General features: G+C 49.5%; 17 protein-coding genes. 9 read left to right on the top strand and 8 right to left on the bottom strand.

The window, feature by feature from the left end; all coding sequences use genetic code 11:
- Nucleotides 1-13 precede the first annotated feature (13 nt).
- A complete protein-coding gene (locus tag SPB21_RS02630) occupies nt 14-598 on the bottom strand; it encodes a hypothetical protein (protein WP_499865367.1) in 585 nt (194 codons plus the stop codon).
- Nucleotides 595-1983: a DUF4055 domain-containing protein gene (locus SPB21_RS02625; RefSeq protein ID WP_499865366.1), complete on the bottom strand. Its 1389-nt coding sequence runs from the start codon at nt 1981-1983 to the stop codon at nt 595-597. The genes SPB21_RS02630 and SPB21_RS02625 overlap by 4 nt, the downstream gene beginning before the upstream one ends.
- A 529-nt stretch (nt 1984-2512) precedes the next feature.
- Between SPB21_RS02625 and SPB21_RS02620 the strand changes: the two genes are divergently transcribed.
- Both SPB21_RS02620 and SPB21_RS02615 read left to right on the top strand, forming a co-directional pair.
- Nucleotides 2513-3559, top strand: coding sequence for a pentapeptide repeat-containing protein (locus tag SPB21_RS02620; RefSeq protein ID WP_499865365.1), 1047 nt, complete (start codon nt 2513-2515; stop codon nt 3557-3559).
- 237 nt (nt 3560-3796) lie between these two features.
- Complete coding sequence (locus SPB21_RS02615) at nt 3797-8359, top strand: two-partner secretion domain-containing protein (protein ID WP_499865363.1); 4563 nt, start codon at nt 3797-3799, stop codon at nt 8357-8359.
- Between the two features lie 47 nt (nt 8360-8406).
- Here SPB21_RS02615 and SPB21_RS02610 read toward each other — a convergent pair whose 3' ends face one another.
- Nucleotides 8407-8787, bottom strand: a complete 381-nt coding sequence (locus SPB21_RS02610; protein WP_499865361.1) for a hypothetical protein — start codon at nt 8785-8787, stop codon at nt 8407-8409.
- Nucleotides 8784-9110 (bottom strand): hypothetical protein, encoded by a 327-nt coding sequence (locus tag SPB21_RS02605; protein WP_499865360.1) that lies wholly within the window; start codon nt 9108-9110, stop codon nt 8784-8786. The genes SPB21_RS02610 and SPB21_RS02605 overlap by 4 nt, the downstream gene beginning before the upstream one ends.
- Between SPB21_RS02605 and SPB21_RS02600 the strand changes: the two genes are divergently transcribed.
- Nucleotides 9109-9444 carry a hypothetical protein gene (locus SPB21_RS02600; protein WP_499865358.1) on the top strand — a complete coding sequence of 112 codons (336 nt, stop codon included), beginning with the start codon at nt 9109-9111 and terminating at the stop codon, nt 9442-9444. The two genes, SPB21_RS02605 and SPB21_RS02600, sit on opposite strands and share 2 nt — an antisense overlap.
- Here SPB21_RS02600 and SPB21_RS02595 read toward each other — a convergent pair.
- The 4 genes from SPB21_RS02595 to SPB21_RS02580 all read right to left on the bottom strand — a co-directional run bounded on the left by SPB21_RS02595 (nt 9418) and on the right by SPB21_RS02580 (nt 13231).
- Nucleotides 9418-10614 (bottom strand): hypothetical protein, encoded by a 1197-nt coding sequence (locus tag SPB21_RS02595; RefSeq protein ID WP_499865357.1) that lies wholly within the window; start codon nt 10612-10614, stop codon nt 9418-9420. The two genes, SPB21_RS02600 and SPB21_RS02595, sit on opposite strands and share 27 nt — an antisense overlap.
- Nucleotides 10604-11257 carry a PD-(D/E)XK nuclease family protein gene (locus SPB21_RS02590; protein ID WP_499865355.1) on the bottom strand — a complete coding sequence of 218 codons (654 nt, stop codon included), beginning with the start codon at nt 11255-11257 and terminating at the stop codon, nt 10604-10606. The genes SPB21_RS02595 and SPB21_RS02590 overlap by 11 nt, the downstream gene beginning before the upstream one ends.
- Before the next feature lie 3 nt (nt 11258-11260).
- Nucleotides 11261-12625, bottom strand: coding sequence for a phage terminase large subunit (gene terL, locus SPB21_RS02585; RefSeq protein ID WP_499865353.1), 1365 nt, complete (start codon nt 12623-12625; stop codon nt 11261-11263).
- 213 nt (nt 12626-12838) lie between these two features.
- A complete protein-coding gene (locus SPB21_RS02580) occupies nt 12839-13231 on the bottom strand; it encodes a DNA-binding protein (protein ID WP_499865352.1) in 393 nt (130 codons plus the stop codon).
- A gap of 95 nt (nt 13232-13326) precedes the next feature.
- On the opposite strand from SPB21_RS02580, the gene SPB21_RS02575 reads away from it, so the two are divergent.
- The 6 genes from SPB21_RS02575 to SPB21_RS02550 all read left to right on the top strand — a co-directional run bounded on the left by SPB21_RS02575 (nt 13327) and on the right by SPB21_RS02550 (nt 22578).
- Nucleotides 13327-13605, top strand: coding sequence for a hypothetical protein (locus SPB21_RS02575; RefSeq protein WP_499865351.1), 279 nt, complete (start codon nt 13327-13329; stop codon nt 13603-13605).
- 167 nt (nt 13606-13772) lie between these two features.
- Nucleotides 13773-15110: an ATP-binding protein gene (locus SPB21_RS02570; RefSeq protein WP_499865349.1), complete on the top strand. Its 1338-nt coding sequence runs from the start codon at nt 13773-13775 to the stop codon at nt 15108-15110.
- 2 nt (nt 15111-15112) lie between these two features.
- Entirely contained in the window at nt 15113-17611 is a 2499-nt protein-coding gene (locus SPB21_RS02565) for a tetratricopeptide repeat protein (RefSeq protein ID WP_499865348.1), read from the top strand.
- A gap of 86 nt (nt 17612-17697) precedes the next feature.
- Nucleotides 17698-18696 (top strand): hypothetical protein, encoded by a 999-nt coding sequence (locus SPB21_RS02560; RefSeq protein WP_499865346.1) that lies wholly within the window; start codon nt 17698-17700, stop codon nt 18694-18696.
- 38 nt (nt 18697-18734) lie between these two features.
- Complete coding sequence (locus tag SPB21_RS02555) at nt 18735-18983, top strand: hypothetical protein (protein WP_499865345.1); 249 nt, start codon at nt 18735-18737, stop codon at nt 18981-18983.
- A gap of 310 nt (nt 18984-19293) precedes the next feature.
- Nucleotides 19294-22578: a tetratricopeptide repeat protein gene (locus tag SPB21_RS02550; RefSeq protein ID WP_499865343.1), complete on the top strand. Its 3285-nt coding sequence runs from the start codon at nt 19294-19296 to the stop codon at nt 22576-22578.
- The last annotated feature ends 75 nt before the right edge of the window (nt 22579-22653 follow it).

Below are 22653 nucleotides of genomic sequence, written 5' to 3'. Positions count from 1 at the left end.
TATCAATCAGGCCTTAGCCCAAGGACACACGCACTGAACCGCTGATGACGTCATCAGGGTTGACGCCGCTGACGATGCCGTCCTTTGCCGTCAGCTGTTTCGGTGTTTCTTCTGTTGAGTTGCCCTCACCGGCACTGCCACCAGTGCCCGCTGCATCATCCCCAAAAAACATGGCGGGGTATTTGGTTTTGAGACCGTCATAGAATCCTTCAGGAGCAGTGATGTCGCCGTTTTCGCCAACGTCAAGACTATTGGCGACTTGCGGAAGCAACAGCTCCTCATACTCGGGTCGCAGCTGAGCTGAAGTAAGTCCTCTTAGGGCGGTGAATTGTTTTTGACTGGTGACCAGCTGTGTTTTTGTGTCTGCAAGCTGTGTTGTTAACTGGTCACGTTCGTCGGTCAAGGTTTGTAGCTGGTCCGCCTGGGTTTGGTACTGGTCCAACTGCTGTAAAGCGGTGCGGGCAGCTTCTGGGTCAATGCCGTCGTATAAATCGGCCTGGGTGATGGCCTGGTCAAAACTGGAGAGTATTTCTGTATCAACTGTGGGTATGGCCCCTAATTGCGATCGCAATTGAGTCAGCGTTTCTTTTAAACTCATCGATCATCATCTCCGGGTAATAGGTGTTTACGTTGGGCAACCGCCCGCAACTCCTCGCGAGTAATATCCTCACGTTCTCGCATTTGAACTAAGACCTGTAGCAACTGGGGGTCAGCACTCAGGTCCCTAAAGAACTGGGTATCCAGTTCAGCTCTACCGCCACTGGGTAGACCCAGATATTGAGCGTGCCAGCTGAGACATTCGGTAATGCCCAGGGCAAAGTCAGAGGCGAACAGGTAGAGCTCAGACTCAATGGTGGTGGCCTGGATAATTGAGGTCATGGCCGCCTGGCGATCTGAGGGTTTAACCAGAAAGTCCGCCCCCAGAAAGTTCAACTCTTGCTCGATGTCCTGCACCTCTTGCCGACTGGCATACAGGCTATTGGCATTGGGTTCTGCCCAGGCGAAGGCTCCGCCGATGGGGACATCCACCACTGACCTTGGGCCCAGGGTGAGATCTGAACCATCACCACCTACCCGCACAGGGGAAGGAAAACAGCAGTAGTGCATCTTTTGTCGGTGGTCACTTTTTACCTGGTAGTGGCTGATGTTGAGCTTGGCCATACTCAACAGGGTGGGATTAGATTCAAAGAACCCAGTGCGATCGCCACCGTATAAACAAACCAGCGGTATCGCCTTAAAAGGAACTAGCCGACCCCGCACCCGACGACCCATAACACCTGATTTCTCAGGTCGATGCACCTGCTGTGGCTTGCCATCACGACCCTTAACCACCTGGTAGGTGTCAAATCGACCGGGTCGAAGCAGGCAATAGTACGTTTGTTCAGACTCTCCGTAGGTGCCGTCGGCTTCGATGACCTGCGATCGCAGTACCGCCCAGACCAGAACCTTACGGTTGCCCACCATGTGATAGCGCCAGTTGATCACCTGCATGGGAGAAATGGGCGACCAAAAGGGCTGGCGACCGGCGCTCAGGGTGTCGGCCAGGGAGACAACAGAATCGTCTGCGGGTGGAAAGTCAATCAGGCAAAAGGTATGACCCAGCCGTAGAGAGCGCATACCGAGGAGGGCACAGAGCCTGTCCCCGGTCATGCGATCGCCATCGAGGCTGTGCCAGTGCTCACGAATCGGGTCGGGCACAGCCACCAGGCGCACACCATTGTTGAAAATCATGCCAACAAAGTCGCGCACAGCCTGGCCAAACCGGTCGGAGAAGTGAGACTGTACTAGCCGTGATTGGTAGTCGCCATCACTTTCGCCGGGCATTTGGGGCAGGTACCGCCGGGCGCGGGCGGTGGCCTTGGCAGTGCCGTCTGGCTGGATGTCAATCCAGGCTGAGTCACCTTGATAGACGTCTTCGACTAGTCGCCAGTGGGGTAACTGGCGGCGGTAGGCGTTGCATTCATAGTTGATGAGTGTCGTCATTCTCAAAATGAGACTCATGAGACACCTGTCATTTAAGCGCAATCACTAGGGGCATGCAATCAGTAGCAGGAAAGTTGGGTGTTTCTACGGGTTGGCCCATGGACGCGGAATGGAATGATGCAACTACGAACAGGGCGCGTCACACTGTCTACCTGTTAGTAATGCAGGATTTATACCATTGGGGATAACCTCCCCTGGAGAGAGTTTCATTCCGCAAGTCGTTGGAACACAAGTAAATCCTTACAGGAACAATTTTTAAGGCGAATCTCGATACCCAAATCCCTGACCTCGCCGTACCCCCTTTTATGCAATTTAGAATCTCCCCTTCCGTAGGGTCCTAGGGCGGCGGAACGCCCTAGCCATAGGGGTGTGGGGAACTCGGAGGAGCCCCACGCAGCCGGTTTTGCTCTCAACCAACAGCCAAATCAGCTCACAGTTTTAAGTATTAGATGGCTATACCCCCATATCGACTTTTTAATTGCTAAGGCTGATAAGTTTTGCCAGTAGTCTTAATTTCTATTGGCAGCCTATGAATCGCAGGGAAAGACTTCAGCAGCGCCGGGTTGAGATGACCGAGCGCATTGCCTATCGGCTTTATCAACGACGGTTAATGCATGGGTATGAAGGGAGTAGTGAACAGGATTGGCAAGCAGCAGAGAAGATTGCTCGGAGTCCCATTGCTTGTAATAGCTTTCGATTAAATCAGTGGCTAAAAGGTCGATGGCGGCGGTCAATCAGTTGGTATGAATCAACGCCTGTTGAACATGCATTAGAGACGCTAACAGAGGATCTAAAAAACCTGGCAGTGTTTGACCTGTTGGCACTGTTGGCAAATCTGACCATCATTATTGGCTTTGGAGCATTTTTAACGAATGGGGAGCGACAGCGGCATGATCAGCAGGTATATGAAGCGTGGCAGGTGATTACCAACGCCTATGGCCAGCCGGGGAATGGGGGACGACAACGGGCGTTGGAGTTTTTGAATTCGACGCCAGGGACATCGGGGCGACGGCGGTGGTTTGGGGTGCCTTGGCCACAGGAGAGTTTGCAGGGGGTGGATATTTCGAAAGCAAGCTTGACCGGGATTGAGTTGCCTGGGGCCTATCTAGGATCTGCCAATCTTCAGCAAGCCAATCTATGGTCTGCTAACCTTCAACAAGCCAACCTATGGTCTGCCAATCTTCAGCAGGCCTACCTTAGGTCTGCTAACCTTCAACAAGCCAATCTATGGTCTGCCAATCTTCAGCAGGCCAATCTATGGTCTGCCAATCTTCAGCAAACCGACCTAGGGTATACAAATCTTCAGCAGGCACTACTATTAGCCACTGACCTGCGAGTATCTAAAAACCTAACTAACCAGCAGCTAGCCACGGCAAAGCTCTGCCATGTGGCATTACCTACCTACATTCAGAACTTGAATCCCGACCGAGACTGTGAAACCATGCCCCAAGCCTTGGTTGAATACTTTGAGCAGAGATCACAGAAAAATCCAGACCGCTTTCGTCCGTTCTTATTAAAACACGCCAAAGAAATCGTTGAAGCTACTCGCCAGAATAAATGGGATGATCTGGAGTAGAAGGAATGTTAACAATTTTAATACTACAAGATAGATAATCTTATAGAGGTGAGATTTTGCACCCAACCTGAAATATAGATTTCTATCAATAGTGTTCTCTCAGCTAGTCTTTAAATAGCGTTAAGGCCCTAGATGCAGACAAAAAAAGCAGTGATATATTGACAACAACTTACTTTTTCCAGGGCTTGAATTTGCTTACGCACACGTGCGATCTAAGGCTACCGGAGATATCTAGATATGAAAGGTTGCTTAAGGCAGAATGAACAGACTAGTCCTTGGGTGCTGGGTGCCCTTCTGATGGTAGGGACTACCCTTGGATGGTATGCACCAGTGCGGGCTGAGAGCATAGTGATTCCCGACAATACGTTGGGTGCTGAGAGTTCATTCGTTAATGACCTGGATGCTCTGACTCAGATTGTTGAAGGTGGTGCAAGTCGAGAGGGTAATCTTTTCCATAGTTTTTTAGAATTTAATGTAGCGGAAGACCATGGTGTGTACTTTGCCAATCCAGCAGATATTGAGTCTATCCTGACGCGGGTGACCGGGGATAATTCGTCTAATATTTTTGGGCGATTAGGGGTTTTGGGAGAGGCTAATCTGTTTTTGCTGAATCCTAATGGCATTGTGTTTGGTGAGAATGCATCGTTGGATATAAATGGCTCGTTTTACGCATCAACAGCAGAGTCAATCTCGTTGGGGGAAGGCGTTTTTAGTGCGACTGTCCCTGAGAGTAGTCAGTTGCTGACGATTGATCCAGAGGTTACGTTTTTTAGGTATTTGACGCCAGGACTAGGAGAGATTAATAACAGCGGTGATTTGTCTATTGGATCGGGGAAGACTCTTACGTTATTAGGAGATACTGTTCTGAGTAGTGGTGCTCTGACTGCGTCGGGGGGAACGGTACAGGTTTTAGGCAATCTTGTAGGTTTGATCGACCAGGCGACTGTTGATGTTTCGGGTGCTACGGGTGGTGGCACTGTGTTGGTTGGTGGAGACTATCAGGGGCAGGCACCAGTGCCTGCTGCGGAACGGACGTTTGTGGGTTCTGAGGTAGTGATTGCTGCAGATGCTCTGGATGTGGGTGATGGGGGGCGAGTAATTGTTTGGGCGGATGGGGCAACTCGGTTTGGGGGGCGTATTAGTGCTCAGGGGGGACCTCAAGGGGGAGATGGTGGTTTTGTTGAAGTGTCGGGTCTGGAGTTTTTGGATTTTGCAGGTGAGGTGAATACCCAGGCGGTAGACGGGGAGGCGGGTCAGCTGTTGTTGGATCCGGCGAATATAGTTATTGCTGATGTGGCTCCAGTGGGGTTTGTCTCGGTGGGACAAGGGGATGGGGTCTTTGATGATTTTTTGTACGGCGAGGCGGAGGATGCGGTGCAGGATAGTCATTTGACGCCGGATACTGTGGAGGCGTTGTTGGATTTAAATGACCTGACGTTGGAGGCAACAAACGTTATTGTTGTTGCGGATGATGTAAATGCGTTTAGTAGTAATAATTTAACACTTCGAGCTATGCGTATTGGAGTTCTGGATGCTCGTTTGAGGCAATCGGGAGGAGGGATTATTTTAGAAACTCCTCAGGTAGAGGGGAGTCTTGTGCTTGTTAGAGGTGGGGTGGTTGATACCATTGTGCTGCCTGGTGTTCGTTTAGAGGGAGGAGATATAAGCATCACCACCCATGATTTAGTAGTTGATGGTGATGGCTTGATTAGTGCTAGTACAGGTGGTGAGGGCAACTCCGGCCAGGTCAAGATTGAGGCCACAGGCGATATTATTGTCGATGGAGCAAACTCTTTTATTGGCAGTGAAGTAGTTTCAGGTGCAGTTGGCAATAGTGGTGGCATCTCGATTACTACTGGCAATCTATCTGTACTGAATGATGCGGCAGTCAGTGCCAGTACAGGTGGTGAGGGCAACTCTGGTCAGATCAAGATTGAGGCCACAGGCGATATTATTGCTGATGGAGCCGATTCCTTTATTGGCAGTCAAGTAGTTTCAGGTGCAACTGGCAATAGTGGTGGCATCTCGATTACTACTGGCAATCTATCTGTACTGAATGATGCGGCAGTCAGTGCCAGTACAGGTGGTGAGGGCAACTCTGGTCAGGTCAAGATTGAAGCCACAGACAATATTGTTGTCGATGGAGCCGATTCCCTTATTGGCAGTCAAGTAGCTTCAGGTGCAGTTGGCAATAGTGGTGGCATCTCGATTACTACTGGCAATCTATCTGTACTGAACGCGGCATCTGTTGGTGCTAGTACAGGTGGTGAGGGCAACTCTGGTCAGGTCAAGATTGAAGCCACAGGCGATATTATTGTCGATGGAGCAAACTCTTTTATTGGCAGTCAAGTAGTTTCAGGTGCAACTGGCAATAGTGGTGGCATCTCGATTACTACTGGCAATCTATCTGTACTGAATGATGCGGCAGTCAGTGCCAGTACAGGTGGTGAGGGCAACTCCGGTCAGGTCAAGATTGAAGCCACAGACAATATTGTTGTCGATGGAACAAGTTCCTTTATTGACAGTGTAGTAGGACCACGTGCAGTTGGTAATAGTGGTGGCATCTCGATTACTACTGGCAATCTATCTGTACTGAATGATGCAGCCATTAGTGCGAGCACCTTTGGTGAGGGCAACTCTGGTCAGATCAAGATTGGGGCCACAGATAATATTATTGTCGATGGAGCAAACTCTTTTATTGGCAGTGAAGTAGTTTCAGGTGCAGTTGGCAATAGTGGTGGCATCTCGATTACTACTGGCAATCTATCTGTACTGAATGATGCAATAGTCGGTGCAGATACTTTTGGCAAAGGCGACTCTGGTCGGGTCAAGATTAAGGCCACAGATAATATTATTGTTGATGGAGCCGATTCCTTTATTAGCAGTGAAGTAGTCCCAGGTGCAGTTGGCAATAGTGGTGGTATCTCGATTACTACTGGCAATCTATCTGTACTGAATGATGCGGCAGTCAGTGCCAGTACAGGTGGTGAGGGCAACTCTGGTCAGGTCAAGATTGAGGCCACAGGCGATATTGTTGTCGATGGAGCAAACTCCCTTATTGGCAGTCAAGTAGCTTCAGGTGCAGTTGGCAATAGTGGTGGCATCTCGATTACTACTGGCAATCTGTCTGTACTGAACGCGGCATCTGTTGGTGCTAGTACAGGTGGTGAGGGCAACTCCGGTCAGGTCAAGATTGAGGCCACAGGCGATATTATTGTTGATGGAGCCGATTCCTTTATTGGCAGTCAAGTAGTTTCAGGTGCAACTGGCAATAGTGGTGGCATCTCGATTACTACTGGCAATCTGTCTGTACTAAACGCGGCATCTGTCGGTGCGAGTACAGGTGGTGAGGGCAACTCCGGCCAGGTCAAGATTGAAGCCACAGACAATATTGTTGTCGATGGAACAAATTCCTTTATTGACAGTGTAGTAGGACCACGTGCAGTTGGCAATAGTGGTGGCATCTCGATTACTACTGGCAATCTATCTGTACTGAATAATGCAGCCATTAGTGCGAGCACCTTTGGTGAGGGCAACTCTGGTCAGATCAAGATTGGAGCCACAGATAATATTATTGTTGATGGAACAGATTCCTTTATTGGCAGTCAAGTGGTTCTAGGTGCAACTGGCAATAGTGATGGCATCTCGATTACTACTGGCAATCTGTCTGTACTAAACGCGGCATCTGTCGGTGCGAGTACCTTTGGTGAGGGCAACTCCGGCCAGGTCAAGATTGAGGCCACAGATAATATTATTGTTGATGGAACAGATTCCTTTATTGGCAGTGGAGTAGCCCTAAGTGCAGTTGGCAATAGTGGTGGTGTCTCGATCACTACCAATCACCTTTTTGTGCTTGATGGCGCTTCTGTAACTAGTCGTACTGAAGGCAATGGTACGGCCGGCATTTTGCGCTTACAATCTAACCTTGATACTGACCTGAATATATTGCTATCGGAGGGTAGCTCAGTTAGTGCTCTAACAGACAGTCAAGAGGATGGAAGAGACCTAATCATCCTTAGCGATCGCACACTAACAATCCAAGGCCCAGGAGAGTTAACTACTGAAAGTTTGGGCACCAACACCGGAGCCGCAGGCAACCTCAATATTTTTGCTGACTCAGTTCTCTTAGATGACGGTGTTGAACTCTCTACCCAAACTGCTTCTGCTGAGGGGGGAGGGAATATTAACTTCTTTGTGGATGGAGGCATTATTCTGCGGCGAGGCAGTTTTATCAATGCTGAATCCACCAATGAAACCCCCGGCAGCGGTAGCGGTGGCAATATCACCTTAAATGCAGGTGCTGTTGTAGTTATCCCGGCTGAAAACAGTGACATTATTGCCAACGCTATGGGCGGCGATGGGGGAAATATCCGCATCAATGCGGCTGGTATCTTTGGGTTTACAGAACAGAGTGACTTTAGAACCACTGATGAGTTGCGTGCCAATGGCTCCAGCGACATTAGTGCCAGCTCTCAGTCAGGGCAGCAGGGGACCATCAACCTCAATGCAGATTTTGAGCAGACTCAAGCACTGGATGAACTGCCTGATAATTTTATCAACGCCGATCAGCTGGTGTCTTCAAGCTGTATTGCTCGCAGCGATGATGCTGAAGGTGCTTTTGTCGTTGCAGGCAATGGCGGTCTCCCCCAACAACCAGACAGTACTACAAGCTCTGGATATTCTACCGGCACCATTCAAACCGTCCCTGAGGCTACAGCTTCCCAATCTTTTCAAGAACCAGAAGGTGTTTACCAACTAACTGACGGTCGTTTGGTGATGAGCCAACAGTGTCAGGAGTAAGTGTTGCAGCAACAGCCTAACCTCCCAATCACTCATAGCTGCCCCTCCTATGCCCGTCTAACTTGAGCATTAGCAGTTGGTGCCGCATAGATATCACGATAGATATTCAGCTGTAAAAGCGTTGACAGTTCCTGGACCTGCCGCCTGGCTTCTGCTTTTAAGGGCTCCAATCGCTGACCGGGCAAATACTGATTTGTACCCCCAGCATTGCTGGAAAAGGTTTGGGAGGCAAACGGTGTAGCCTGGGCGAGTTGTTTGCCTAGCCGCTCTAACGCTCTCAGTAAAGTCTGGGCCGTTACCACCGATTGAGGACTAATGTTTTCGACAGTAGCGCAGCGAGTCTGGATTCGCTGGATAGAGGCCTGGTCCACCGGGTAGCCCATATAGCGACGAATAGCTTCTTTGTCGGTGTCTGTAAAGGTGCTCATGTGCCGCTCGTTCCAAAGATATCGATTCTTACGTCCAGGCTGAGGGCATTGGCCACAATTTGCACATGTCGCCGTCCTTCCCGGCGTAATTCTGGCAAAAGTGTGGAGCCTTCGGTGGTTCGTTCGGTATTGATGCTGGTCTGGATGTTATCCAGCTGGGTCAGCCAGCCTTCTACCCGTACGATCGCATTTGTCTGAGTTGTCCCATCACTAATCGATTCCACCTGTGTTAAGGCTTGCGACACCAAGGATACACTCGTACTATCTAGGGGATACCCTAAATAGGCCATTATCTTTTCATCTGTAGCCGCTGCAAACGCCATGGTTTCTAATCCCACCGTTAGCCTTGATAGTACCCAGGACATCAAACGGATTGCGATCGCATTAGAAGCCTGGATGGCTATGCAACAGCGGGGACCTGAGATGGAATATCCAGCCAGTCAGCTCAGCACGTTTGACTGGGAAGCTATCGGAGGTCAAATAATGGAAGCCGACGACCAGGGAGCCACTTTAGTCAATTGGATGATGCATAATTGGCGACGATCAACCGTAGGAAAAGACTTCATTTTTGAAAGACCGGTCAACCAAAGTTGTCGGGCTATACTGGCCGTGTTTAGCACAGCAATCACCTCATGTGCTCAGAGCACCATAGACTGAGCGGTTCTCGTTTGTATACTGAAACCGTCGGTTAAAATAGCGTTGAAACTGTTCTCGCTCCATATTCCGTCCGGTATAGTCCATGTAGCCCCGTTGTTCTACAACATACTCTCTGGTTAGATGAGGGACAATTACCCCATAGGTTCTCATCCGGCTAATAGTATCCAGTGAACGATTAAGTTGTCGTCGTCGTCGCCGTTGGTTTAGCGTCCGGTTCACATCATCCCAAAAGTCTTTATGGTCTTTCCAATCTGGATTCATCCGGTGTAAATTACGGCCAAACTGTTCAAACTCACCCACATGAGTCCTACCCAAGTTGACAGTCGGAAGATCATTGCCAATATTGACGCCACTCAAAAACTCTCCATCATTGAGCACCTTGACTGCTGAGATAATGTGCTTACAAAACTTGGGTGGTCCTGGCAATGCCCCCGCATTAGACTTTACCCAGCTGCGATCGCAATAATCACTCGGGTAGCTTGGCACAAATAGCTTAGGCTGAGTCTTAGAATAATCTGGGCACGTGCAGGTATAGGAATACTTTCCATTCCCATTATCACCGCCACCCCCATTACCGCCACCGGCAGCACCTAGCCAAGGAAGAGAACCGCAATTATCCTCTGCCCCCCCTAAGGTTTGTATGTCTAGAAAATAAGGGGTTTGGACAAAGCGATACCTAAAATTTGTCCTGCCATAGTTGGCCATCAATGGATTGCCCGAAGCGTTGTACCATGGCCAGTTAATTTTCAGCACCTTATTGGTTATGCGCCATGTCATACGACCAATCGGGCCATAGGCAAGATACCAATGTGACGTATAAATAATTTCACGCCCCCGAGACAGATAAGAGTATCGAAACTTTGCACCGTAATTAAGGCCGGCGCATTGGCCACCAAGTACAGAACCTGCACCACTTTCATAATGACCATTACCCGGATCAGGTTCTACGGGCTCGTTTTTGGTAGCCGTAACCTTCCACTTACCGTGATTGTTAGCCGGACCACGAGCACTAAAAAAGCCGAACTCATAGCCATTAGGAATTGTTTTTTGACTGGTTGGTGTCAGTAATGAACCACGCTGAGAACGGGCTAAACGGCTGACATATTGAGCGGTCTGAAATTTAGTGTAGGTACCCTTTTGTCCTGGCTTGCGGAAGTATTTACGAGACATTTGCAGCGGTATAGGCTGACGCGAACCGACGGCAGCGCTGGTAAAACTGTTGGATGTACTGTTCTAGAGGTTTCCCGTTTCTAACCTCTGCTGTGAGTCCATAAGGTGTGACAAACACCACTGCAACCGCAGTTGCTTTGAGAGCGCATTTGTTCAGGTTCCAGGCAGCATAATAGGCAGCGGTCTGAAGCAAGGCAGATTCCAAGGCTTCGCCATGGATTTTGTAGGCGGTGGTTTTGATATCCACCACTGTGATACCAAACCCTGGCATGTTATAGAGCAGGTCAAGGGTGCCAGCATAGCCATGGTCCAGGTCATAAACCAGCTGATCGGTCCAGATGGGGGACAAGGAGTTAAGCAACGAGGTCAGCCATGGATCAATTTGCTGTTTGAACTTGGCATATTGGGGGCATAGCCTGGCAGGTTGCTTGGTGAGCCGGGCTTTGATATAAGCATCAATAGCACTGCCTCTTTGCTGGGCGGCCTGGCTTTTCTGCTGATACTTCAAGGGGTTTTTCGCCTGGGCAGTCATAAGTTTTGCTCGGGCGTTAACGGGCATAGTCACCCTCAGAATAGTGGTGACAGAAGGGAGGTTTACAGGTTGATCGGTGTAGTCAGTGACTGAATACCAGCGATTCATCATGGTTTATCGGAATGAAGCGGTACCAAACTTAAAAGCACCTTCGCCGCTAAGGTCTAGATAAGCCCCAGCTGCGGCATCTACCTGATCATCGTGACGACCATCGGGAAACTGGCTAAGCTCATTGAGTAAACTAGCGTTCCAGATGGCCTGCACTATTAAGACTTCACCAAATTCAGCAGATCTGGCTAATGGGGCAGCTCGTTGGGATTTAGAAATTTGAGAGATGGTGCCTTTGGCATCATAGCCACGCAGTAACCCCCTGAGTCGTTGATCTTGATACACTCCAGCCTGGCCCGGATCGCGTTGCCAGCGCTGGGCAACATGTACGCCATCCGCAGCAGCGGTGGTGATCAATGCCTGTTCTGCAGCGCCAGGGGGTAATCTAGCGCTGGTCATCTCTGCTATAACCACACGGCCATCGGCCAAAAGCCCCATTTTGCAGCTGGCTGTAAAATCTGGATCGCCCTTTTGCTGGTCAGAGCTGGCGGCAAAATCCCAGAAGCGTACCCATCGACTAATACCTTGGGGGATGCGAGCACAAAATTTAAACCACTCACCCTTAAAGAATTTGCCTGCAGTCCGTTTGATACGCCAGTTGCCGCCAAGCAGTTGCAATCGCTCTACTTCAGGCAAGGCTTTTAGGTTGAGCAGGTATTCTGGATTAGTCTTTAACAGAGCCGGATTGTTATAGATACTGCTCGGAATAAAGGTGAGGGATTTGGGAGGTAGCCCAGTCTCACTGTCTCGATAGGTCTCATCCACCCATGCGATCGCACCATTCTCCCGCATAAAATATCTCAGCTGGCCTGCCTTTTTTGGATCAGGGTAACCTTCATCATCAAGGAACCAGTCAATTAGCCCGGCTACAAAACTATCAGGGTCCGGGTTACAGGTTCCCCGAATGTAGGGTTTAACACCACAAGTCGAACGGTTACGGCTTATCAAATACCAAAATTGAGACTCCGTAAAATGGCACATTTCATCCCAGCAGATTAGGGGCACTTCAGCCCCCTGCCAGGCAAAGCAGTCTCGGTCTAGTTTCAAATGCCGAAAAACCACCTTGGCACCACCAGGAAAAAGCCATTCTAGTCGTGCGCGCTTGAGAACTCCACCCAGCAGGGGGAACAGGTCCATTGAGGCATCGAGCAGGCCACCAGGGGCTGTGATTTGTGGTGATGTGCGTCGAAAAATGACAGCACTAAATCTGGGATTAGCAACATTGCGCATACACTCCAGCAGCAAAGACCAGGTTTTACCGCCTCCGGCACCACCACCATAGATGACGATATCAGCGGGACTGCTCAGGAAATTGGTTTGTGGTCCAGACTGTGGCCTTATCTCTACAGCGGCAATTGGTACCACCTCCATTGTTGTTGTAGGGAGCACAGCAATGCATTAGAAAAAGTTGTTGTATATTGCTCACCCAGGGGCTGCAACAACTAAATTCAAAAATTTTTATTTCCACTCTAAAAAGCAAAAGAAGGGATGGAATGGGGGGACACCCCAGAGTCGATATGCGATCGCACCCTAATGGGGTAGCTACTGTCTTACAAAATCATCAATCCCAAAAAATAACGCTCACTATGCAGCATTCCCTCTCTGGTTGTCTGGAATGTAGACAACGACCTGGGCCGTATCAGTTTGCTCGGGCTGGGGCTTATCGGTCCATCCGGCTTGAGCCTTAAGCCAGAAGATAGCGGCGGTGACGTTTCCGGCCATGGCCTGGTCATACAGTGACTGGGCGATATTATCGGTTGAGATCGCACGTCCTCGCTCATAGGCAGCTCTGATATCTTCCCTCGTTAGCCAGCGGTCCAGGGTGCTGGGGCTGATGCCAATTACAGTTGCGATCGCATCCAGCTTAGCCCCTCGCCCCGCCATATCTTCCACAATGCGCAGGTCTTTGGTTTCGACTTTCTTTTTGGGTCTGCCAGGCTTTCGTTTGGCTACCTTGTCCGCTTTTGTAGAAGGCATGGGATAACTAATGTTGTTGAGTTGATGTTGTTTATCAGCGACAAGGTGATACAACATCTAGAGTTCCCGTGCCTTAGAGGGCGTTATGACAAATTATGCTTGATGGGTTATCTACGGTTATCACGGTCATTATTGGCATTGCCAGCTTAGTTAGCCTGGTCATTGGGGTGGCTACCTGGTATGCAGGAGCAGTTAAAAAGACCTACGCAGCCGAGAGAAGTTTTAATCATCTTCAGAATGACCTACGGCAGCTGTCGGGCAATGTAGCCTTAGTCCTCGACGATGCGAAGGATCGGTTTGATGCCATCGATAGAAACTTAGAAGAGATTAAAGAGAACATTGAAGAGATAAAAGCAAAAAGATTTTTCAGGTAGGGTGGGCACTACCTAACCTATACATATCTGTCTGCTGCCCACCATAGATATATCTATAAATCGGAAAGTTATTGGAACAGGTAACCCAATCCCCTACACCTTCGCTTAAAATTGCCATACCCCATTGAACTTAGATTCAGTTCTATAGCCTGCTGGATGGTACCGCTGTGAGTGAAGCCCTCATAACCCAGATTTATAACGCCTTTGACCCTAAGCGTCCATTGGAGCCGGACAGCCCCTTTTATGTCACCTGCCATAACGTCCGGGGACAGGAAAACATTCTCAACGAAGTAGGACGCAATATCCTACGTTCAGATCAACCAACCTATCAGCTTTATACAGGTCATCGGGGGGTAGGCAAGTCCACAGAACTGCGTCGGTTACGACAATATTTAGAAAATAATCAGCGCAAGGTTATCTATTTTGAAGCAACAGATGATCTCGACGACACGGATGCGCAGTACACAGATATTTTACTTTCCTGTACACGCCATCTATTGGAAAAATTGCAGGCTGATGCCAATCCAGGACCATTAGTAAATTGGTTGCAATCTCGCTGGCAATCGTTGAAAGATCTAGCGCTGACAGAAGTTGCCTTCGAAAACCTTAAACTTGACGGACAAATTGCCCAGTTTGCTAAGCTCACGGCAACCCTACGTCAGATCCCCAGCACCCGTCAAAAGATTCGAGAACAGGTCGATATTCATTCAGTGTCCCTCATTGAAGCTTTAAATGAATTTATTGCCGAGGCACAGCGAAATCTTCAAGCCAAAGAGTTGGTCATTATCGCTGACAACCTTGACCGCATTGGGCTGATTCCCCGTGACAATGGTAAAACCAACCATGATGAGATTTTTATTGACCATAGCAGCCAGATGTGTCGACTGGCCTGCAATGTGATTTACACAGTGCCCATCTCCCTGGTGTACTCCAATCGTGCGTCGCAGCTACGGGATAACTATGGCAATTGCCATGTGCTACCCATGGTGATGGTACGCCTACAAGATGGCACCATCCATCCGCCCGGACTAACAACCATGAAGCAATTGATCCAGCAACGGGTAGAGAAGTTTACGGACATGGCCTTAGTTCCCGATGTGTTTGAGAGTGACGCACTGTTGGATAGCCTCTGTCTGATCAGCGGTGGCCATATGCGAGAGCTCATGCAGTTAGTCCAGACAGCCCTAAACTGGACAGATCAGCTACCTATCCGGCGACCAGCAATATTACGAGCCATTGCCAAAGGGCGAGATGACTATCGTAATACGGTGGATGAGGTGGACTGGGATAAACTAGCAGAAGTGGCCCAGACAAAGCGAATTCCCAATGACGATGATTATCGGGGACTATTGTTCAACCGCTGTGTGTTGGAATATCGCATGGTGCAAGAAACCGACGATGATTTCCAAACGATTCGTTGGCATGATGTCCATCCCCTAATTCAGAAACTTGAGGCCTTTGAGCAAGCGGCTAAACGCTACCAGGCATCCCATCAGGAGGAGTAGGCATGATGTTAGATCCCCTAGAAAATCTAGATTTGTCCGATCTGCCAGATTATGACGCCGATCAGGAGTATCAGGCCCTCTTACGTGCATTACGGCGACAAGTAGGATTTGGGATTGTTTTTGTACGCTGTTCCCCCGATCGAGGCCAAAAGTTGGTAGACGATCTAAAGCGAGATTTACCAAGGAAACACTGTGAGTTATTGACATTGACAGAGCCTTTGCCAGATGGAGATTTTTTGAGATGGGCCTCATCGTTTTTAGCCGAGCATCCAGCGGATATGTTATTTGTGCAGGGTATTGAGCATTCTCTGCTGGAATATGAAGAAACTAAGCGACAGATCGGCTGGACGTCATCAGAACGTCAGGGCTACAGCTGGAAAGATGTGCCCCCCATTTTGCGTAACTTAAACCAGCAACGCGATCGGTTTCGCAATCAGCTTCAGACATGTTTTGTGTTTTTAGTGCCACTGTTTTTGGTACGCTATATAACGCGACGGGCTCCTGACTTTTTTGATTGGCGCTCAGGGGTATTTGAGTTTAAAGATCCACAGGACTCAATTACACAGAAGACCCAAGACTCCTTTTTGAAAGATTACGAAAAAGTCCAAGAAATGGACCCCAATAAGAGAGTTCAACAAGCACTTAGAATTAGGGATCTACTAGATGAATCCTCTATATCACCCAATGAACGATTCCATTTGTTGTTTGATCTAAGTATTTTTCAAATTGTTGATGGCTCCTTTAAAGATGCGTACATTAGTTGGGATAAGGCTTTAGAGGTTCCTATTTCTACCGCAGACAATCTAAATCGTAAAGGACAGCTTCTAGCTGCTCGAAATCAGTATGAGGAGGCGATTGCCAGCTACGACAACGCCGTCGAACTCAAACCGGACTACCACTTAGCCTGGAACAACCGGGGCATTTCTCTCGATGACTTAGGGCGCTATGAGGAGGCCATTGCCAGCTACGACAAAGCCCTCGACATCAAACCGGACTACCACTTAGCCTGGAACAACCGGGGCATTTCTCTCGATGACTTAGGGCGCTATGAGGAGGCCATTGCCAGCTACGACAAAGCCCTCGACATCAAACCGGACTACCACGACGCCTGGTACAACCGGGGCATTTCTCTCAAGAACTTAGGGCGCTATGAGGAGGCGATTGCCAGCTACGACAAAGCCCTCGACATCAAACCGGACAAACACGACGCCTGGGGCAACCGGGGCATTTCTCTCGATAACTTAGGGCGCTATAAGGAGGCCATTGCCAGCTACGACAAAGTTATTGAGTTCAAACCGGACTACCACGACGCCTGGAACAACCGGGGCAATTCTCTCAAGAACTTAGGCCGCTATGAGGAGGCGATTGCCAGCTACGACAAAGCCGTCGACATCAAACCGGACTACCACGACGCCTGGTACAACCGGGGCATTTCTCTCGATAACTTAGGCCGCTATGAGGAGGCCATTGCCAGCTACGACAAAGCCCTCGACATCAAACCGGACGACCACTTAGCCTGGAACAACCGGGGCAGTTCTCTCTATAACTTAAGGCGCTATGAGGAGGCCATTGCCAGCTACGACAAAGCCCTCGACATCAAACCGGACAAACACGAAGCCTGGAACAACCGGGGCAGTTCTCTCTATAACTTAGGCCGCTATGAGGAGGCCATTGCCAGCTACGACAAAGCCCTCGACATCAAACCGGACGACCACGAAGCCTGGGGCAACCGGGGCAGTTCTCTCGCTAACTTAGGGCGCTATGAGGAGGCCATTGCCAGCTACGACAAAGCCCTCGACATCAAACCGGACGACCATGAAGCCTTAGCCAATCGTGGTGACATTCATAGGCGTTTAGGACAACATCAGCAAGCCCTGGCAGATCTCAATCACGCTATTGACCTCAAACCTGATTATGATTGGGCAATTACCACCAGAGGCCAGACCTATGCCCAGCTTCAGCAGTACGAAACCGCCCTGCAAGATCTCGACCGCGCCATCGAAATTGACCCTGACTACACCTGGGCCATTGGCTATCGAGGCGAACTCTACCTTTGGCTTCATCGCTATCAAGCAGCTCTCACAGCCTTCAACCATGACCTAGAAAAGAAATCTGACAGTGACTGGACTCTCTACTGCCGTGCCCTCGCCCTTGCCCTAATAACCAACCAGGAACTCGCAACCGAGCATCAACCCCCTCCACCAACCCTGAGCATATCAGATGCCGCCCTCTCAGACATCACCCAGGCCATCCACCTCGCCCAAACCGAACACCAAAAAGACCCAACAAACTGGCAAACCCACTTTAACCTCGCCCTCTACCACCTCGCCGCAGGCCACCCCTCAGACGCCCACACCCTCTACGAAACCGGCCTCAAGACAGCCCCAGCTTGGGCCATCACCATGGCTCACCACGACATCAGAGACTACCTGCACCTCTTTCCCACCAACAAAACCGCACATACTTATGCCAATCTCCTACATCCCCCTCTCACTCCATAAATTGGATTAGCCCGTAGGTTGGGTTAGCCCCAAGCGTAACTCAACACCCCGATTATTTTTAAACTCAACAATATTCGGTCTATCACATGCCCATCTACACCTTTAGAGATAAGCAAATTTCTGAAATTAACCGCACTCAATTTGGCATAGAAGGGATTCGAGAACGCGCCGACCTCCAGGCGGCATTAAGGGACAACATAAATGTGATATCCCCAAACACCCTAGTAATTGCCGAAGAGTTTTCAGGATGGACAGAGGGTGCTAGAAGAATTGACCTACTGGGCATCGACAAACAAGCCAATTTAGTCGTCATTGAACTTAAGCGAGATGAAACGGGTGCTCATATGGAGCTTCAAGCTCTACGCTATGCAGCCATGGTTTCTACAATGACGCTTAAGAGAGCCTTTGACGTGCATCAACAGTATCTTGATCAACGTGGCATAGAGAAAAATGCCGAAGAAGAAATTCTCAATTTTCTAAATTGGAGCGATCCCTTAGAAGATCAATTTCCCACAGATATCAGAATTGTACTGGCATCAGGTGACTTTTCTAAAGAGCTAACCACTACCGTAATGTGGTTGAATGAGCGAGACTTAGATATTCGCTGTGTCCGGCTACAGCCTTACAAACTCGGTGAAGAACTCCTGCTTAACATTGAACAAATTATTCCTTTACCAGAAGCAGAAGAATATCAAGTAAAAGTACGAGAACAAGCCGAAGCTAAACGCGCTGCTGCTAGATCTACTAAAGATAAAACGCAGTATCATTTTCTCGGTAAAACATATAACAAACGTCAGCTAGTATTGGCCATAGTCACCCACTATCTCCAAACTCATCCAGATAAAACGTTTGAGGAGTTACGTCATATCTTTCCTGATGAGATTCATAAAACCTATGGCGTTGTTGCTTTATACGAAAAGGCCAAAGAAAAGACCAGCCCAGATCGTTACTTTTTAAATGATGACCAGCTACTCAAAACTGGTGATGGTCTCGTAGTAGCTGTTTGTAACCAGTGGGGAATTGGCAACATTGGTTCCATCCTCAAGATTGCTGAGGATTTAGGATACCAGATCGATGAAGTGTAAGAGTAAATACTGCTAACCTAAAAAAGCATCCTGGTAGGATGGGCAACGCCCACCGTAAGAATTCCACTCTGAAAAGCAAAGTAAAGAGTCGGTTGGGTGGACATCATCGGAGTCGATGTAGTTGCGATCGCACCTTAGGAACACCACAGCAACCCAAACAGCATAAGCAACAGCAAATGCGAGAGCTGATCTATGCCCAGCATGTAGCTAAACCTATGCCCCATCATACTGATGAGAATATACAAAAATCAAGAATCTCTTATTGGCTCAGGTGCGATCGCAGCTAGAAAACCCCATAAGATGGGGTAGCGATTGAGACTCACACTGAGACTGACAAATAACACAAAAACCCTTAAACAATTCAACACAGCTTAACCATGCTTCCCCTCACTAAGGCTACTGTGCACATATAAATCAGAGAAAATGGCTATATCCCCCTAGAGACAATAGGTTCAGTCAAACCTAACCAAGGGTTCCCCTTGGCAAGGGGAACCGTCAGGGAGGGGTCCCGGCAACTAACGCTAGTAACCATCTCCCCCAAAATAACCATCCCAAAAAAATCTCGGCTAAAATTGCACTAACATGCCCGATGAGCCCATGCCCTCCACCCAAAAGCCCTACGTCTCCCGCTCAGAAGCCGAAGAATTCCTCGCAGCCATTGCCAAGGCCCTGGCAAACCCCACCACCAGCCCCACAGTCTTCCACATCTATGGCATCGGCGGCGTCGGCAAAACCACCCTCCTCAGCACAATACAAGACTCTCAGCAACATACTGCCAACCTAGGGCAAGTAAGCTTTGGCCGCACCGAAGGCATCGACCAACCCATTCCCCTCATGGCCAAGCTCTACGAGCAAATCGCCCCCCACGATGCCTGGAGTAGCGATCCATTCTGGGAACGCTATGACCTCTATTTCGAAACCATCCACACCCTCGAAACCCAACCCAAAAATCGGCTAGGGTCCGTAGACGATACCCAGCTACAACACGTAAAAACCCTACTAAGACTAGGCGTAGATGTCGCTGGCAAAATGTTCCTGCCTGAAAGCCAGGAGAAACTAGCAGAGCAAATCGTAGAGCGCGGCACCGCCGCCGCCGTTGCCGGTCTATCCCTCAAAGATGACGTCATGCAGCTTTTGCAACAGCACCGGGCTACGAAACGTAACACCGCCCTGCAAAAGCTCATGCTAGACCCCCTGGCAGAACTCACCCAGGCCTTTGCCGACGGGCTAAAGCAACAGGCCCAAAAACGTCCCGTCGTACTGATGCTAGACACCTATGAAAAAGTGCCCCTGGTATTAGATACCTGGCTATGGCGTACACTCCTGGGTAATACCCGTCTGATGGACTACCCAGTCAGGCTCGTCATTGCCGGGCGGCGCAATATTCGCCGGGAGGAAGGATGGCGTAAATTACATCAAGATACCAACTGCATTTACGAACGCACCTTTGACAAATTTACCCCAGAACAAACCACAGACTACCTCAGTCAGATCGGCCTCACTGACGAGACTGAAATTCAAAATATTTATCAGGTCACCAGGGGACTACCCTATTATCTCAACTGGGTGCGCGAGCAGCGAGAAAAAAAACTCCCCCTCAACCTGACAGAAGGCAATCAGGAAATTGTCCGGCTACTGTCAGAAGGCCTCAGCAACCCACAGAAAACCGTAGTACAACTATCCGCCTGCTGCCGTTGGTTTGACCTATCCGTCATCCGCCACCTCACAGAACACTATGATCTGGATTTTGCCACCGCCGTTGACGACACCCGCAACTGTTTTGGTTGGTTAATTCAGCAAAACTTTGTCGAACCCGCAGGTAATCGCTGGCGGGTAGATGATGTCGCCCGAGATGTTTTTCGCATGGCCCTACGCCAGACTGACCCACAACAGTTTGAACAGATCCACAAACAGCTGGCCGACTATTTTCAACGTGCCGCCCACCAGGAAGTTCCACCCGAGGCCCCACCACCCGACAAATACGAAAATCCAGACTGGCATACACTCCAGACCGAGTATTTATACCATTTGGCATTTGCCCGACAGCCCGATTTTCAGACTCAGATTATCACTAATCTACTAGAAGCCAGATTTTTCAACCACGATGAACTATTGCAGATGCCCCCCCAAGCCATCCTGGCAGAAGGCGCACTAGACAACGAGCCCACCTACCTCAATTACACCACCCGACAATTCCTAAAAGAAATCTCCCCCGCCATTGTCTACGGCTGGGCTGTCTTGGAAGAGTTTCCCATCGACTATCCCTACAATCAAGCAAACTATGGACTTTCCAAAGCGGCAATAGATAAAGCAATACAGCGATGCCTGGCAGCTCCCGATCAGCTTCAAGGGTTAGCCAAATTCATGGCATGCCTGTGTAAGGCAAAACGTTGCTCTAATGCCCAACAACCAGCCTGGCTAAGTAAGGCTCAAGACCAGGCTAAAATTTTAAGCGCAGTCTCTTCCCCTGATTTTGTCGTTAATTTATATCTTTGGAAACTAGGCAATTCTCTCTCTGACTTAGGGCGCTATGTTGAGGCCATTGCCAGCTACGACAAAGCCCTCAACATCAAACCGGACGACCACAATGCCTTGATAAATAGAGGCACTGCCTTAGAAAAACTGAGAAAATATGAAGAAGCACTTATTTCCTATAACAAAGCATTAGAGATCAAACCTGATGATGCACTCGGTTGGTACAATAAAGGAGTCCAACTGAGTCAACTAGGTCGCGATGAGGAAGCCATTGCCAGCTACGACAAAGTTATTGAGATCAAACCGGACTACCATGAAGCCTGGTACAACCGGGGCATTTCTCTCGCTAACTTAGGGTGCTATGAGGAGGCCATTGCCAGCTACAACAACGCCGTCGAGGTCAAACCGGACTACCATAAAGCCTGGTACAACCGGGGCAATTCTCTCGCTAACTTAGGGTGCTATGAGGAGGCCATTGCCAGCTACAACAACGCCGTCGAGGTCAAACCGGACGACCACTTAGCCTGGCACAACCGGGGCATTTCTCTCGCTAACTTAGGGTGCTATGAGGAGGCCATTGCTAGCTACGATAAAGCCGTCGAGGTCACCCCGGACAACCACTTAGCCTGGTACAACCGGGGCATTTCTCTCTATAACTTAGGTCGTTATGAGGAGGCTATTGCCAGCTACGACAAAGCCGTCGACATCAAACCGGACTACCACAAAACCTTAGCCAATCGTGGTGACATTCATAGGCGTTTAGGACAACATCAGCAAGCCCTGGCAGACCTCAATCGCGCCATTGACCTCAAACCTGATTATGCTTGGGCAATTACTACCAGAGGCCAGACCTATGCCCAGCTTCAGCAGTACGAAACCGCTCTGGAAGATCTCGACCGCGCCATCGAAATTGACCCTGACTACACCTGGGCCATTGGCTATCGAGGCCAACTCTACCTTTGGCTCCATCGCTATCAAGCAGCTCTCACAGCCTTCAACCACACCCTAGAAAAGAAATCTGACAGTGACTGGACTCTCTACTGCCGTGCCCTCGCCCTTGCCCTAATAACCAACCAGGAACTCGCAACCGAGCATCAAACCCCTCCCCCAACCCTGAGCGTATCAGATGCCGCCCTCTCAGACATCACCCAGGCCATCCACCTCGCCCAAACCGAACACCAAAAAGACCCAACAAACTGGCAAACCCACTTCAACCTCGCTCTCTACCACCTCGCCGCAGGCCACCCCTCAGACGCCCACACCCTCTACGAAACCGGCCTCAAAACAGCCCCAGCTGGGGCCATCACCATGGCTCACCACGACCTCAGAGACTACCTGCATCTCTTCCCCACCAATAAAACCGCCCAAATCTGGTGCACACGCACAAAACAAGCATTTGCCCCATAAGTTGTTGCTACGCATTTCAGTTTCGCTCGTTCCTCGCTAGTGGCCAAGGCACAACATTGAGTGGTTGGGCGCTTG

Source organism: Leptothoe sp. ISB3NOV94-8A, assembly GCF_043421595.1.
GTDB lineage: Bacteria > Cyanobacteriota > Cyanobacteriia > Phormidesmidales > Phormidesmidaceae > Leptothoe > Leptothoe turfae.
The sequence above is the reverse complement of the archived record's forward strand: the minus strand, read 5'-3'. Positions and strand labels throughout refer to the sequence as shown.

Bases quoted from the DNA above. Each gene is read 5' to 3' on its own strand.
- SPB21_RS02600 (WP_499865358.1), top strand. From the start codon at position 9,109: ATGGTTTCTAATCCCACCGTTAGCCTTGATAGTACCCAGGACATCAAA.
- SPB21_RS02615 (WP_499865363.1), top strand. From the start codon at position 3,797: ATGAAAGGTTGCTTAAGGCAGAATGAACAGACTAGTCCTTGGGTGCTG.
- SPB21_RS02560 (WP_499865346.1), top strand. From the start codon at position 17,698: ATGCCCATCTACACCTTTAGAGATAAGCAAATTTCTGAAATTAACCGC.
- SPB21_RS02620 (WP_499865365.1), top strand. From the start codon at position 2,513: ATGAATCGCAGGGAAAGACTTCAGCAGCGCCGGGTTGAGATGACCGAG.
- SPB21_RS02625 (WP_499865366.1), bottom strand. From the start codon at position 1,983: ATGACGACACTCATCAACTATGAATGCAACGCCTACCGCCGCCAGTTA.
- SPB21_RS02630 (WP_499865367.1), bottom strand. From the start codon at position 598: ATGAGTTTAAAAGAAACGCTGACTCAATTGCGATCGCAATTAGGGGCC.
- SPB21_RS02580 (WP_499865352.1), bottom strand. From the start codon at position 13,231: ATGCCTTCTACAAAAGCGGACAAGGTAGCCAAACGAAAGCCTGGCAGA.
- SPB21_RS02555 (WP_499865345.1), top strand. From the start codon at position 18,735: ATGGGCAACGCCCACCGTAAGAATTCCACTCTGAAAAGCAAAGTAAAG.
- SPB21_RS02550 (WP_499865343.1), top strand. From the start codon at position 19,294: ATGCCCTCCACCCAAAAGCCCTACGTCTCCCGCTCAGAAGCCGAAGAA.
- SPB21_RS02595 (WP_499865357.1), bottom strand. From the start codon at position 10,614: ATGTCTCGTAAATACTTCCGCAAGCCAGGACAAAAGGGTACCTACACT.
- terL (WP_499865353.1), bottom strand. From the start codon at position 12,625: ATGGAGGTGGTACCAATTGCCGCTGTAGAGATAAGGCCACAGTCTGGA.
- SPB21_RS02610 (WP_499865361.1), bottom strand. From the start codon at position 8,787: ATGAGCACCTTTACAGACACCGACAAAGAAGCTATTCGTCGCTATATG.
- SPB21_RS02605 (WP_499865360.1), bottom strand. From the start codon at position 9,110: ATGGCGTTTGCAGCGGCTACAGATGAAAAGATAATGGCCTATTTAGGG.
- SPB21_RS02575 (WP_499865351.1), top strand. From the start codon at position 13,327: ATGCTTGATGGGTTATCTACGGTTATCACGGTCATTATTGGCATTGCC.
- SPB21_RS02590 (WP_499865355.1), bottom strand. From the start codon at position 11,257: ATGATGAATCGCTGGTATTCAGTCACTGACTACACCGATCAACCTGTA.
- SPB21_RS02565 (WP_499865348.1), top strand. From the start codon at position 15,113: ATGATGTTAGATCCCCTAGAAAATCTAGATTTGTCCGATCTGCCAGAT.